Source organism: Bacillus sp. AFS055030, from assembly GCF_002574545.1.
Lineage (GTDB): Bacteria > Bacillota > Bacilli > Bacillales > Bacillaceae_G > Gottfriedia.
This window is the reverse complement of sequence record NZ_NUGT01000009.1, coordinates 130158-144674: the sequence shown is the minus strand read 5'-3', so window position 1 is coordinate 144674 and position 14517 is coordinate 130158. Positions and strand designations below refer to the sequence as shown.

Here is a 14517-nt window from a genome sequence, read left to right as displayed (position 1 = left end):
AAATGTTCTCGATAGGCAACTATGTTATGTTTAGCCTAGATGGTGCTGTGGGAACGGTTATGGAAACAAAAGATAATCATTGCTTAGTAGCTTGGGAAGATCGTGTTTGCAGTTGGGCAAGTTTCGATCTACTGAGGAAAATTAGTTGCGCAGAATTAATTCAACTCTTCACTCCAAAATAATTCACCTTTATTAGATGGATCGATATAAGAATGGGGGCTATATGAGAGGTAACTACAACCTCTTATATAGCCCTTAATTACATATTATAAAAATGATTACATAAACCCGTATACCATAAAAACAATTCTATATGTTCCTTTTTCTATCTTCACTTTTTTAGGTTTTATCGATTTACATCGTACATTGCTCTTATTGGATTTAATTAAATTATTATTGTCTGTAGGTTTAGCTATTTTTGTTTTTTCTTTTTGACATGTAACTAAATTAGTGTGTACAGTTTTATTAACTATTGTTGGATTAGTATTTTTGTCTTTTTCTGTTACCTCGTTGTGTTCTGTTTCATTTGAAGGATCTATCAAAGAGGTGAAAATAAATAAAACAAATAACGCTCCAGTGATCATAAAATTCTTTAAAGACTTTCCGTTCATTTTGAAGAAAGAGTTAATCCCCATAGTAATAAAAAACAAGAATCCAATCAGACATAATAATTCTATAAACGTGTACAATTGATAGCCTCCCTATAATTCTCCACATAATAACTATTCTTTATTTCGGACTAAATTCCCTTTTTGGAATGATATGGAGTGTTACTAAAGTAGAGAAAATTTCAAGGGAAAATAATTATCAGTTCTATTTTCCTGTGCGTCACAAATTGTTTTTTAGTGCTTTAGTTGGAGGAGTTAATAGTGAATATTCAAAATCAATTTGCAACTAGTTAAGAACTAATCGTTAATTATTTTCATAATCCATTCTTTAGTTCGTTTATTCTGAAGTTTTTAGTTAAATTATTAGATACACCTGTTTTAATTTAGAATACATTTCTACACAATACTAGGAGACACTAGTAATAATTGTTGATGTGCCTTCAATTCTAAACTAGATAAATTAAATGCGATCGTTATTAGTAGATATAGTCTCTAAAAACTATATCTCAGACTGTTGACAAACGCTCGCTTTCTTCGTTGCTTCACCTGTCTGCGGTGCTCATTACCGTCTAGGGTAACTCCGCTCCTCACCAGGCTTCGCGCCTCGAAAGACAAGCGCTTGCAATCAGTCTGAAGATTAGATTTGTTGTACTTTGTCGACACACTGAGATATAGTCTCTAAAAACTATATCTTTTTTATTTTGATGCTTAAGATGAATGTTGAAACAATCAGTAAGGTAAAATAGTAGAATTAACTAGAAATAAATAAAAGCAAAGTAGAATTAATTTCATTCAATAAAATACGAATAATATCATTGACTAAATAATAGATTGAATTTATATTTAATTTTAAATATTCGAACAATTAGGGGTGTTTAGATGGGAAATGCATTAGTGTTTCAGTCAGATTTTGGATTACTAGATGGAGCAGTTAGCGCTATGTATGGTGTTTCTTGTAGTGTAAATCAAGATATAAAGATTTACGACTTGACCCATGATATACCTCAATACAATATTTGGGAAGCTTCTTACCGACTTGTACAAACAATGAATTACTGGCCAGTTGGAACAGTTTTTGTTTCAGTTGTTGATCCAGGTGTTGGATCAGATCGTAGAAGTATAGTGGCTCGTACAAATACGAATCACTTTATTATAACACCTGATAACGGAACTTTAACACATGTTGGCAAAGTATATGGAATAAACCAATTAAGAGTCATTGACGAAGAAATTAATAGACTACCAAATTCAAGTGAATCCTATACTTTCCACGGGAGAGATATATTTGCTTTTACGGGTGCAAGATTAGCTTCTGGAATAATCGACTTCGAAAATATTGGCCCAGAAGTAGATTCAAATTCTTACATAAAATTACCGATTAAAGAATGTCATAGTGAAAACAATTCGATAACGGGAACTATTGATATATTAGATGTACGTTATGGTAGCATTTGGACGAATATCAGTCGATCTGATTTTCTTAAACAAGGCGTTTCCCATGGGGACTTTGTGGAAATACTCATTACATATCAAGGAAGAAAAGTATACAAACAAGCCGTAAAATATGGGAAATCATTTGCTGATGTAGAAATTGGAGAACCAATCTTATATGCGAACAGTCTAGATCAAATGGCAGTTGCTGTTAATCAAGGTTCGTTTACCGATGAATACGGAATTGATACGGGTGTAGAATGGGAAATAACACTTAAAAGTAAGTAGGAAAAACTTGAGTGTTCATAAAAGATTTTTTTCTTCTCAAGTTTTAGTAATTTTACAATAAAATTTTAACTTAGAAGTTTACTGATCTTTAAGTAGGCTTCTTTTTTATGAATTTAATCGGGCATGAACTACAATTTTTGAAATTTTGTTAAGTATTTCACTAAATAATCATTTTTTACACGATTAATTTTCTTCTATTTCGCAAATTCGTAAAATTAACAGTAAAATTTTAGTGAACGTTTTCACAAATTATTCACAGACTATTGTGTTTTACTTTACTATAATTGGCTATAACTTCTAGATAGATGTATAGTTCGATTTTGAAAGCATCTTTACTTGAAGAATTTTTTTAAAGGGGTTTTCATTAAATGAAGGTTTCAAAAATTGTAGCAATTGGCGTAGTAAGTATTTCAACAATTGTAGGGGCGGCAAATACATCTTTTGCAGCTGTTGCGTCTCAAGCAAATTCAAAAGCAGGTGTTACGTTTAAAGAAGGTTCTAGTCCAATAAATCCAGTAGATCCAACAGATCCTACAACTCCATTAGAGCCAACAGATCCTACAACTCCATTAGAGCCAACTGATCCTACTAATCCAACAAATCCTCCTACAGGTGAGAGTGGTCCGTTAACTTTAGACTATGTTTCTTCAGTTCAATTTGGATCAAAAGAAATTTCAATTAGTAATGAGGTTTATTCTTCTACATCTAAAAAGCCTTTTATCCAAGTTTCTGATCGCCGAGGTACTGGTGCAGGGTGGAAAGTGACAGCAAAAGCTAGTAGGTTTTCAAATGGTATAAGTGAAACATTGCCAGGAGCGGTTCTTACATTTAAAAATGGATCAGTGGCTACACCAGGTATTGGAACTAGCCCAACGCCTGCTCAAACGATTACTTTAAATACAGATGGATTAACTGAATCATTAGTTGTTACTGCAGAACCAGGTACGGGTCTTGGTACTTGGTTAACAAGATGGTTAGGTCCAAATCCTAATGTTAATGATGGTGCATTAAATAATAATGTTACCTTACAAATTCCTGGTGGCTCAGCAACAATTGGTAATCACGAAGCGGTTGTTACTTGGACTCTAGTTGATGCTCCTGGTGTATAACCAATCTATCGAAATTCTTGGCCTGATAGATATTTTCTATTAGGCTTTTTCTATTTTTTAAATGAAAAATTCTGTATAATTTAGCAATATTGGCCTTATATTTTATATTCTAATACCCACTTTTGTTTGGAAAGGACAATGATTATAAGAGAAATTTTTTTCCTTTTAGGATACATAAAAATACCATATTTTTCATTAATTGTAGGTTTTGTTGTTGCATTGGTTGATCCGTTTTTCATTTTCTCTGCAGATCGTAGAACACTACATGATATAATCGCAAATACAAAAGTCATTGATATTTAAAATAAAAAGAAAGCAAAGAGCTTTCTTTTTATTTTAAAATATTCATCTGGCGTATATGGGCACGTGTTTCTTCAGTACCTAATTCATAAATCATTGCATAAGCTTGTTTTAAAAAATAGTCATAACCTTTGTATAATTCTAGACTTTTTTCTTGACTACTACTTGTAAATGAAGGTAAAAATGCTGCTTGAACACCAGTAGCCTCATCGTAATTGTCTATCTCATGAAAAATTCTTTCGAGTCTATGTTTTTCATCGATTGTAGCATCGATTTCTAACTCATAAGGTGCGTCCCCTTGATTTGGAACGATAGTTTTTGCTTGGACAGATACATAATATCTCCTTTTTTCCATATAGATCTCCCTTTTACGTATTTTTGGTTACAATTTTTATTATCCTCACCGACCAATGCTTTATTCAAAACAATGCTTTATTCAAAACAATGCTTTATTCAAAACAATGCTTTATTCAAAACAATGCTTTATTCAAAATTAATAATTAGCTTAAATAGAACTTATAAAGGAATTTCAAAAATAATATTGAAATATAAATTTGATATTAAGTTCATTAAAACATGATAAGGGGGGATTTTATGAAAGGTCTATATCGAGACTTTTTTCTTCATTTCGATATAATTGTGATGGGGGCACTTTTTTTAATTGGATTTATTTATAGTATAGGACTTCATTTTTCGTGGTTTACTGTTTTAATTTTTATGATCGGTTTAATCTTTTTTATGTTTAGTGAGTACGTAACTCATCGTTTCTTTTTTCACATAAAGGCACCAAAAAATAAACTATTTCTTAAATTTATGAAAAGAATTCATTATGATCATCATACGTATCCAGATGATTTGAAATTGTTATTTTTACCGATATGGTATAGCATTCCAAATTTAGGTTCACTTTGTATCATTTATTTTTTGATCTTTAGAGATCCGATTCAAACGATTTCATTTGGTTCAGGTTTAGTTTTTATGTTACTAGTGTACGAATGGAAACATTATGTAGCTCACAAGCCAATTAAACCAATAACAAAACTAGGAAGACAGATTAAAAAGCTACATATCCTACATCATTTTAAAAATGAAAATTTTTGGTATGGCGTATCAACACCTATTTTTGATGGGATTTTTGGTACGTTAAAGGATGAGAAGGAAGTAGTAACAAGCAATACCGCTAAAGCTCTTGAAGAAAGAGTGTAAACTGCAAATAAACGTTTTTTGGAAGAATAATGGGTGTTGCAGTATTATTTTTACAATTTAGATGATGAAAGAAAATGCCTAGTGTTTATACTAGGTTTTTTTTGTCGGTTTTAAAGTTTTATATTTTATAAAAATTGAAAAAAGGGCAAATATTTGATTGGAGTGCTTACTATACTGAGAATAAGGGGGGATGATTGTGTCATTGGATCGTACTCATTTTGATAATGTTTATAGACAGATAATAGAAGTGAGAAATGTAAATGACTAAACTTAATTACAAAAAAATAATGCTGTTAGGATTTGGATTTTTTGCAATCAGTCTTACTTGGTCAGCCTATAATGCTTTTATGCCAAAACTTTTAAGTGATTATTTAAAGTCATCTGCTTTGATCGGATTTATTATGACGTTCGATAATTATTTTGCATTATTTTTGCAACCAGCAGTTGGAATGTATAGTGATCGTTTAGATACACGATTTGGTAGAAGAATGCCATTTTTAATGATTGGAATGCCTCTTGCAGCATTATTTACCTTTCTAATTCCAGTGCATAAAACACTTTTTATGTTAATCTTTTTTGTTGTTTTTATGAATCTAAGTATGAGTATTTTCCGTTCTCCAGTAATTGCACTTATGCCTGATTTAACAAGAGTTGAACAAAGAAGCAAGGCGAATAGCGTTATTAATTTTATGGGGGGAATTGGTGCTTTAATTGCATTCTTTGTTGGTTCAATTTTGTGGGATCTAAATAAAGGATATCCTTTTTACTTGGCAGGATTTTTAATGTTATTTAGTTTTTTCATTCTTTTTTTCTTTATTAGGGAAAAAAGAGATGTTCTCAATTATGAGCGGGCAGAAGAAAAGGTACAATTAAGAGAAGGTTTTCGTTCAGCTATTCAGAATAAAAGCTCATTATTTCTATTATTAGCTATTCTTAGTTGGTTCACGGGATTTAATGGAATTGAAACCTTTTTTACACGTTATGGAGAAGTTTATTTAGGGGTAAAGGTTAGTGCTGCGGCATTTTCATTTGCCTTCATATCATTAGCTTTTTTAATTTTTGCAATTCCAGCCGGATTCATTGGGACAAAAATAGGTAAGAAACGCAGTGTATTAATAGGGATATTTGGGATTATGGTTGGATTTATTGTTTTATTTTTCTTAAAGGATTTATTTTACATTCGTTTAGTCTTTTTGATGATGGGATGTTTGTGGGCATTAGTAAACATTAATTCCTATCCATTCTTAGCTGAGATGGCACCGATTGGTTTTATTGGAACTTATACAGGTTTATATTATTTGTTTTCATCGATTGCTAATATTATATCACCACCTTTATTAGGTGGAATTATTGATCTCATTGGATTCAAGTTTATGTTCTTGTATGGTTTTTTCTTTATTACAATTTCTTTCTTTATGATGCTTAAAGTACATGACAATCATAAAACAGGCGAAAAAAATTCAAATGCATCGATCTAAATAGGATGCTTTGGATTTTTTTTACTGATGTATTAAATTTTATGCTTTGTATCACATAATTAAAAATGAAAAAACAAATAATAATCAATGCTGATATTTCAGTGTCTATAAAAGCGTATTTTTTGAAAAAAATAAGTTAGGAGCACTACAAAATGACAACTAATATCAATAAATTGATTGATCATACAGTTTTAAAACCTGAAACAACTAAATCGCAAATTGAAAAATTATGTCAAGAAGCAAAAGAACATAATTTTGCTTCTGTTTGTGTGAATCCGACTTGGGTGAGTTATTGTGCAAGTTTATTAAAGGGATCTGAAGTTTTAGTCTGTACAGTAATTGGATTTCCTTTAGGTGCGAATACGAAAGAAACGAAAGCGTTTGAAACGAAGAATGCAATTGAAAATGGAGCTAAGGAAGTCGATATGGTAATCAATATCGGAGCTTTAAAAGATCAGGACTATGATACTGTTGAACAAGATATAGCAGCTGTTGTTAATGCAGCAAAAGGTAAAGCATTAGTAAAAGTAATTATTGAAACAAGTCTTTTAACGAATGAAGAAAAAGAAATGGCCTCTAAGCTTTCTGTAAAAGCCGGAGCAGATTTCGTTAAAACATCTACAGGATTTTCAACTGGTGGTGCAACTGTAGAGGATGTGGCATTAATGAGAAAAACAGTTGGACCTGATATTGGCGTGAAAGCTTCTGGTGGAGTACGTGATCTAGCAAGCGTAAATGAAATGGTTAAAGCCGGAGCAACTCGAATTGGTACAAGTAATGGTATCACGATTGTCCAAGGAAACGTAGCAACAGAAGGTTATTGATTCCTCTTAATGACGAAAGGGTGTTAAGTTTCAAACTTGACATTTACCTGTTGACCTATCAATAGTTTATGTATTATAATCGTAAAAGACATGTGGAAAAGTGTTTCTTTTTTACAATGTTTTATTGATTGTAAGTGGTAGCTTGGAGGGAGGGAAAAGTAAGATGTCTAAAACAGTCGTTCGTAAAAACGAATCTTTAGAAGATGCTCTTCGTCGTTTTAAACGTTCAGTTTCTAAAACTGGTACGCTACAAGAAGCAAGAAAACGCGAATTTTATGAAAAGCCAAGTGTAAAACGTAAGAAAAAATCAGAGGCAGCGAGAAAACGTAAATTCTAAGAGAGGGTGTTACTATGAGTCTTCTCGAACGTTTGAATTCAGATATGAAACAAGCGATGAAGGAAAAAAACAAAGACAAGTTAGCAGTTATTCGAATGGTGAAAGCGTCATTACAAAATGAAGTCATTAACTTAGGGAATAATGTGACATTGTCAGCTGATCAAGAGTTAACAATTTTAACTCGTGAAGTGAAACAACGTAAAGACTCCCTCCTGGAATTCGAAAAAGCTGGTCGTCAAGACCTTGTGGATAAATTAAAGCAAGAGTTATTGATTCTAAAAGAATACTTGCCTCAACAATTATCTGAAGAGGAACTTCTTGAAATCGTACGTGTTACAATTTCAGAAGTCGGTGCTACATCAAAAGCTGACATGGGGAAAGTAATGAGTGCAGTTATGCCTAAAGTAAAAGGACAAGCTGATGGCTCTTCTGTGAATAAAGCTGTAGCAAGTCTGTTAAAATAAACGTCTATTTATAGACGTTTATTTTTTTGTTTTTTTATTTATAAGGTAAAGAAATCGTTAGTTGTATGCTGGTTCGCTCAATCAAGATCCTGTAGAGAACATATAGTAGTAAAAATCACACCCAAACTGAGAATACCTAAACGTTCTCAGTTTTTTTGTACATTCAAGTAATGGGAAAATTAGTAATATTTTAGTCCATTTTAAACTAGTGTGTGATTTAAATCACATACAAAGTAAATGTTATTCGCTATGATGAATTTAGAAAAACAATTCATTCATTAAACGTTACTTAAAAGGGAGAGATGAGTAATGACACCGTTTGGAGATTTACACAATGATTTCGGTGGAATAGCATTTGCTTTAGGTTGGTTAATAATGGTCGTACCATTCGCATTTTCATTAATCTTTATTACTAGAGAGATGGTAATAGGTGACGAAGAACGACTAGAAGATGAGATTAAGCAAGGGGTTCATGATTATGCTAGATCTTATAAAAAAACGATTAAAACTGAAACAAAAACAAATAATTCATCACAAATGGAAACTCCAATGGCTAAAAAGCCGTTATTTATAAAGTTGGCAGGTTTGATTGTGAGTGTTCTCATCACTTATGTTACAGTCAAAGGAATAGTTGGTGATGGGGGTCGTGATCTAACTTCAATTGGTCTTGTGTTAATGTGGAGTCTTTTCTTTCTTACACAAGGAGTTCTATGGTGGGTTGTCACTTCACAAGGAAAACAAGATTTTTATCAAGATGTTACAAATCAAAGAAGAATGTAAATAAACTTAAACCGAGAATAGTTTTGTTCTCGGTTTTTTTTATTCATGTTTTCACCATCTTTTATAAACCAATATTCATCTTAAATTTCCTTTACCTTTTTCTTTTTGTATCATACCTTTTCAAAATTCATCATAAATATGATATGAAAGGGGGAGGAGTCTATCTTGAAAAGATTAGCGCATAATTTAAAAACATGGATGTCAAGTAAGATGGACTTACCACCAGATGTACTATTAGAATTGCCACGTATTACGATGTTAGGTCAACTACATATTTATATTGAAAACCATAGAGGGTTACTTGTTTATTCAGATAATGAATTGCGTTTGTTAATGAAGCAGGGGCAGTTATTGATTAAGGGGAAAGATTTTATTTTGAAGACAATGTTACCTGAGGAGATTTTATTGGAAGGCGAAATTGAGCATGTGTATTTTATTAATGAATAGCATCTAGAACTTACACCATGATCAGTCTAATGAACATGGGGGATTAGGATGAAAAACGAATGGACTTCAAATCTTACGGGGATGGTTCAAGTTAAAGTAATTGGGCTTGGACCAGAACGTTTTTTAAATGAATGTATGCGAAAAGGGATACCACTTCGCGATGTGAGGAAAAGTGGAACAAATTCAATTACGTTTACAATTGAATTGAAAGATTATAGACGAATTAAGAATATTCCTCGAAAAAAAGAATATAAAGTTTATTTTATTGGCCGGAAGGGACTACCTTTTGAAGTTAAGCGAGCATGGAAGTATTTTGGATTTGTTGTTGGTGTTGTTGGCTTTTTGGTTGTATTATTTTTACTATCAAATATGGTTTGGCGAATTGATATAAAAGGTGCTTCACCTGATGTGGAATATAAACTTCGGAAAGATTTAACTGCGATGGGTGTTAAGACTGGTGCATCTCAATTTGCTTTACCAAAAATGCAAACGATCCAAAAAAAGCTTCAAGATGAGAATCCAACATTAACTTGGATTGGTGTACAATTAAATGGGACTACCTTTCATTTTGAGGTAGTAGAAAAACATATTCCTAAGCCTGAGAAAACGCTACGACCACGTCATATTATTGCAAGTGAAGAAGCTGTTATTTCAAGCCTGTTTGTTGAAAAAGGGAAGCCTCTTGTAGTGAAGAATGACTTTGTGAAAAAAGGTCAAATATTAGTATCTGGAATTATTGGTACTGAAGATCATCCTATTTTAGTCCCAGCAGTCGGCAAAATTATGGGTGAAGTTTGGAGAGAGGAAATTATTAGTGTCCCTTTAGATACTCCGTTTACAGTACTTACAGGAGAGAGAAAAACTAGATATTATATTGGAACGAAGGAAAATAAAATAAAATTTTGGGGTTTTGATAAGAATAAATATAAGTCTTTTGAAAATGAAACTAGTTCGTATCAATTTAAATTTTTAAAATGGAAGTTGCCGATTTTTTTTAGTAAAAAAACAATTCTGGAAAGTGAAAAATATGTTAGAACATACTCTAAAGTACAAGCTGCTCAACTTGGAAAAGAAATTGGTAAGAAGGAATTAATGAAAAAGTTAAGTCCAGATGCCAAGATTTTACAAGAAAAAGTTTTGCACGAGTCAATAGACAATGGTAAAGTTAATTTAAGAATGTATTATAAAGTTTTAGAAGATATCACTAAAACGAAAACTATTGTTCAAGGGGACTGAGTAATGCCAGAACAACTACTAACGATTAATCAACAACTAGAGGATCCAAACGAAGCAATTGCCTTATTTGGTACAAACGATAAGCATCTAGAAATAATTGAAAATTTGCTTGATGTTAAGATTGTGTCACGTGGTCAATCTGTACAAGTTTCAGGTACGAATGAAGATGTGAAAACTGTTGAGCAAATCATTCAAGCTCTTTTAGAGGTTATTCGAAATGGAGTGAGTATTACACCAAGGGATGTTACATACTCAATTCAGATGGCTAAAGAAGGAAGACTGTCATCATTTGCAAGATTGTATGACGAAGAAATTATAAAGAATCAAAAAGGAAAACCGATTCGGGTTAAGACTTTTGGACAAAGACATTATCTTCGTGCAATCCAATCAAATGATTTAGTATTTGGAATTGGGCCTGCTGGTACAGGTAAAACATATCTTGCAGTTGTCATGGCTGTTCAAGCATTAAAAAATAATAAAGTAAGTAAAATTATTTTAACAAGACCTGCTGTGGAAGCTGGCGAAAGTTTAGGATTTTTACCAGGAGATTTAAAGGAAAAGGTTGACCCATATTTAAGACCATTGTATGATGCTCTACACGATGTTTTAGGACAAGAGCATACTTTGCGTTTAATCGAAAGAGGAACAATTGAAATTGCACCTTTAGCTTATATGAGGGGACGTACTTTAGAAGATGCCTTTGTCATTTTGGATGAAGCTCAAAATACGACAATGGCTCAAATGAAGATGTTTTTGACTCGTTTAGGATTTGGCTCTAAAATGGTTATTACAGGTGACCCTTCTCAAATTGATTTACCTAAAGGAGTAAAGTCTGGTTTAATATCAGCTCAAAATACATTAAAAGGTGTTGAGGGTATTGGTATGACAATTTTGGAACAAACCGACGTAGTTCGTCATCCACTAGTACAAAAGATTATTCAAGCTTATGATTTAGCAAAAGAATGATTCGTAGTGACCCTACATTGATAGGGTCATTTCGTATTTTTATGATGAGGTGCATTTCTAGAAAGGGGAAACAATGAATAGTTTGCAAACTTTAATTCAACGTTTTAAAAATCAGACTCTTGTCATATTGCTATGTACCATTGCATTTTGCTTATTAAGTTTTCTTCTTTTAGTTAGTCATGTTAGACCGGTAAAATACGACATTCAGCTATTATCAATTGCTGATGATAATATTTATTCACCTATCACGATTGAGGATAAAGGAGCAACGGCAAAAAAACGACTAGAAGCAGCAGCAAGAGTTGAGGATGTATATAAATATGAGGAAAGCTATACTCAAAAACGCATAGACATAGTAAATTCAATTTTTGATATTGTAACTGAAGTGAAAAATGAAAATGCAAAGAGCGATCATCCTAAAGGACAAGCATTAATTGATAAAGAAACAGAGGAAGTTAAGAAAAAACTGCCTGATGATATTCGTAAAAACTTAGAAGATAGTGTCTTTAGTACGTTAGTAAAATCGTCAGAAGAGCAGCTAAATATTTCTAAAGCCTCGTTAAATACAGCTATTAACAATGTAATGTCTGAGGAAATTACGACAAACCAAATCGAAGAATCTCGTGGGAAGCTTAGAAATGAATTATCATATGTAAGCGTTAATCCTTCACTTAAGGATGCGATGATCTCAATTGGTGAATTTGCGATTGTTCCAAACTACTTTTTTGATGCTGAGGAGACAAAAGAGAGAAAACGTCTAGAAAGTGAAAGTGTAGATAGTGTTTATATTTTACAAGGACAAGTCTTAGTAAAAGCTGGAGAAACAATTACAAAGGAAAAATATGATCAATTAAAATTAGTTGGGTTAATAAAAAACAAACAGTCCATCCAACCGTATATAGGATTAATTTTATTAATTGGCGTGTTGGCGTACTTCGTATTGAAACAAACGGCAACCTTAAAAGAAAAAGGGAATATATACATTGTTACATACTATAGTATTGTAATCTTTACAATTTTAATCTTAAAGATTGTAAGCTTGTTTCAAAAGGTTGAGTTTTCAGGGCTTGTTTATGTCGCTCCAGTTGCGATTGGGACTTTATTGATAAAGTTCTTATTAGGTAATCGATATTTAATGATTTCGTCTATTATTTTCTCTATTTGCGGCAGTTTAATGTTTAATGAAGATGTTAATGGGGCGATTAATTATTCAACTGGAATCTATATTTTATTTAGTTCAATCGCCGTTTTATTTTTAAATGAGGTAAAAAATAAGCGTTCAATGATTCTTCATGCAGGATTATTAATTTCGCTTGTTAATATTGCTACTCTGTTTTCATTGATCTTGATTCGTAATGGTCAATATTCTTCAGTAGAAATCGGGATTTATTTATTAATGGGACTTACTTCAGGCGTTTTATCTAGTGTCATTACGATGGGGATTTTACCTTTTGTAGAAGATTCATTTGGCATGGTGTCTTCGTTTAAGCTAGTTGAGTTAGGTAGTCCGAATCATCCTTTATTAAGAAAGATTTTATTAGAAGCTCCAGGTACATACCATCATAGTATAATGGTTGCAAATTTAGCTGAAGGCGCTTGTGAAGCGATTGGAGCAAATGGTTTGTTAGCTAGAGTAGGAGCATATTATCATGATATAGGCAAAACAAATAATCCAGGATTCTTTATTGAAAATCAAATGGGTGGTCATAATCCTCATGATCGTATTAAACCGATTCAAAGTAAAGATATTATTTTAAGACATGTAAGTGATGGGGTAAACATACTAAAAAAATATAATATGCCAAAAGATATTATTGATATTGCAGCGGAGCATCATGGTACAACTTTATTAAAGTATTTTTATTATAAGGAAAAAGAGACGAATCCTGATGTGAAGGAAAGTGATTTTAGATATCCTGGCCCAAAAGCTCATTCAAAGGAATCGGCTATCGTAGGAATTGCAGATAGTGTAGAAGCTGCAGTTCGTTCGTTAAAAGATCCTGATATGGAAAAAATCGAGGTATTAGTTTCTTCCATAATGAATGATCGTTTGAATGATGGTCAGTTTGCAATGTGTGAATTAAATTTAAAAGAATTATATATTGTTGAAAAATCATTATGTGAGACATTAAAAGGAACTTTCCATTCTAGAATACAATATCCAGATGAAAGATAAGGTGAGATAATGGTTCAATTAGAAATTGATTTTATAGATGAAACAAATGAAGTGACGAAAGAACAGCAATCTGATATAAAGGGTTTGCTCGAATGTGCACTTGAATATGAAGGTGTAACGGGTGAAGTTGAAATTGCCGTTTCATTTGTAGATGATGAAAGAATTCATGAAATTAACAAAGAATATCGAGAGAAGGATCGTGCTACTGATGTTATTTCTTTTCCTATGGAAGAATTAGGAGAAGGAGAAATTGAAATCATTGGAGTTGACTTACCTCGTACTTTAGGCGATATTGTCATTTCGATTCCTACTACAAAGAGACAAGCTGAGGAGTATGGTCATTCGTTCCGTCGTGAATTAGGTTTTTTAGCAGTTCATGGATGTTTACATTTACTTGGTTATGATCATATGAATGAAGCTGATGAGAAAGTGATGTTTACAAAACAAAAGGAAATATTAGAAAAATATGGCCTTGAAAGACTCTAAAAAAAGGGCGCCATTATATAAATCTTTTGGTTTTGCATTTAGTGGAATTTTTAAAGTCATTAAGGATGAAAGAAATATAAAAATCCACTTATTTGCAGCACTCCTTTCAATCGGTCTTGCATTTTATTTACATATTAGTCGAATAGATTGGTTAATCCTTTTGCTTATTATTACAATTGTCATTTCGCTAGAGCTTGTTAATACTTCAATTGAAGCGGTTGTAGATTTAGCATCACCGACTAAACATCCTTTAGCCAAAAAAGCGAAGGATGTAGCTGCAGGTGCGGTGTTAGTCGCTGCGATTGTTTCAATCATTATAGGTGCTTTGCTATTTTTTCCGTATTTTACTATACTACGTTAATAAGACCCCAATTTCGTGTT

18 protein-coding genes are annotated in these 14517 nt (G+C 32.3%); 16 read left to right on the top strand and 2 right to left on the bottom strand.

Going from position 1 to position 14517, the window contains the following annotated elements; genetic code table 11:
• The first annotated feature begins 2 nt into the window (after nt 1-2).
• Entirely contained in the window at nt 3-182 is a 180-nt protein-coding gene (locus CN925_RS03935) for a tudor domain-containing protein (protein WP_025568179.1), read from the top strand.
• Between the two features lie 96 nt (nt 183-278).
• On the opposite strand, the gene CN925_RS03930 is transcribed toward CN925_RS03935, so the two are convergent.
• Complete coding sequence (locus CN925_RS03930; RefSeq protein WP_098844961.1) at nt 279-689, bottom strand: hypothetical protein; 411 nt, start codon at nt 687-689, stop codon at nt 279-281.
• 798 nt (nt 690-1487) lie between these two features.
• Between CN925_RS03930 and CN925_RS03925 the strand changes: the two genes are divergently transcribed.
• The 3 genes from CN925_RS03925 (at nt 1488) to CN925_RS21035 (ending at nt 3739) form a co-directional block, all read left to right on the top strand.
• The gene (locus CN925_RS03925; RefSeq protein WP_098844960.1) at nt 1488-2327 is read left to right on the top strand and encodes an SAM hydrolase/SAM-dependent halogenase family protein; all 840 of its coding nucleotides are present in this window, start codon (nt 1488-1490) and stop codon (nt 2325-2327) included.
• A 368-nt stretch (nt 2328-2695) separates the two neighbouring features.
• Nucleotides 2696-3436, top strand: coding sequence for a WxL domain-containing protein (locus CN925_RS03920; RefSeq protein WP_098844959.1), 741 nt, complete (start codon nt 2696-2698; stop codon nt 3434-3436).
• A gap of 138 nt (nt 3437-3574) precedes the next feature.
• Nucleotides 3575-3739 (top strand): RDD family protein, encoded by a 165-nt coding sequence (locus tag CN925_RS21035; protein WP_142339181.1) that lies wholly within the window; start codon nt 3575-3577, stop codon nt 3737-3739.
• Between the two features lie 28 nt (nt 3740-3767).
• On the opposite strand, the gene CN925_RS03915 is transcribed toward CN925_RS21035, so the two are convergent.
• Entirely contained in the window at nt 3768-4091 is a 324-nt protein-coding gene (locus tag CN925_RS03915) for a hypothetical protein (protein WP_098844958.1), read from the bottom strand.
• A 239-nt stretch (nt 4092-4330) separates the two neighbouring features.
• Between CN925_RS03915 and CN925_RS03910 the strand changes: the two genes are divergently transcribed.
• The 12 genes from CN925_RS03910 (at nt 4331) to CN925_RS03855 (ending at nt 14497) form a co-directional block, all read left to right on the top strand.
• On the top strand, nt 4331-4942 hold the full coding sequence (locus tag CN925_RS03910; protein WP_098844957.1) for a sterol desaturase family protein: 612 nt from the start codon (nt 4331-4333) through the stop codon (nt 4940-4942).
• 260 nt (nt 4943-5202) lie between these two features.
• Complete coding sequence (locus tag CN925_RS03905) at nt 5203-6420, top strand: MFS transporter (protein ID WP_098844956.1); 1218 nt, start codon at nt 5203-5205, stop codon at nt 6418-6420.
• 152 nt (nt 6421-6572) lie between these two features.
• Nucleotides 6573-7244 (top strand): deoxyribose-phosphate aldolase, encoded by a 672-nt coding sequence (gene deoC, locus CN925_RS03900; RefSeq protein WP_098844955.1) that lies wholly within the window; start codon nt 6573-6575, stop codon nt 7242-7244.
• A 163-nt stretch (nt 7245-7407) separates the two neighbouring features.
• The gene (rpsU, locus tag CN925_RS03895; protein WP_003152957.1) at nt 7408-7581 is read left to right on the top strand and encodes a 30S ribosomal protein S21; all 174 of its coding nucleotides are present in this window, start codon (nt 7408-7410) and stop codon (nt 7579-7581) included.
• Between the two features lie 14 nt (nt 7582-7595).
• Nucleotides 7596-8045, top strand: a complete 450-nt coding sequence (locus tag CN925_RS03890) for a GatB/YqeY domain-containing protein (RefSeq protein ID WP_098844954.1) — start codon at nt 7596-7598, stop codon at nt 8043-8045.
• Between the two features lie 309 nt (nt 8046-8354).
• Nucleotides 8355-8825, top strand: coding sequence for a hypothetical protein (locus tag CN925_RS03885; protein WP_098844953.1), 471 nt, complete (start codon nt 8355-8357; stop codon nt 8823-8825).
• Nucleotides 8826-9023: 198 nt separating this feature from the next.
• The gene (gene yqfC, locus CN925_RS03880) at nt 9024-9272 is read left to right on the top strand and encodes a sporulation protein YqfC (RefSeq protein WP_091022830.1); all 249 of its coding nucleotides are present in this window, start codon (nt 9024-9026) and stop codon (nt 9270-9272) included.
• Between the two features lie 48 nt (nt 9273-9320).
• Complete coding sequence (gene yqfD / locus CN925_RS03875) at nt 9321-10508, top strand: sporulation protein YqfD (RefSeq protein WP_098844952.1); 1188 nt, start codon at nt 9321-9323, stop codon at nt 10506-10508.
• 3 nt (nt 10509-10511) lie between these two features.
• Entirely contained in the window at nt 10512-11474 is a 963-nt protein-coding gene (locus tag CN925_RS03870) for a PhoH family protein (RefSeq protein WP_098844951.1), read from the top strand.
• 73 nt (nt 11475-11547) lie between these two features.
• The gene (locus CN925_RS03865) at nt 11548-13650 is read left to right on the top strand and encodes an HD family phosphohydrolase (RefSeq protein WP_098844950.1); all 2103 of its coding nucleotides are present in this window, start codon (nt 11548-11550) and stop codon (nt 13648-13650) included.
• Nucleotides 13651-13659: 9 nt separating this feature from the next.
• Complete coding sequence (gene ybeY / locus CN925_RS03860; protein ID WP_025671608.1) at nt 13660-14136, top strand: rRNA maturation RNase YbeY; 477 nt, start codon at nt 13660-13662, stop codon at nt 14134-14136.
• Complete coding sequence (locus CN925_RS03855) at nt 14117-14497, top strand: diacylglycerol kinase family protein (protein ID WP_098844949.1); 381 nt, start codon at nt 14117-14119, stop codon at nt 14495-14497. Before ybeY ends, CN925_RS03855 begins: the two co-directional genes overlap by 20 nt.
• Nucleotides 14498-14517: the final 20 nt, after the last annotated feature.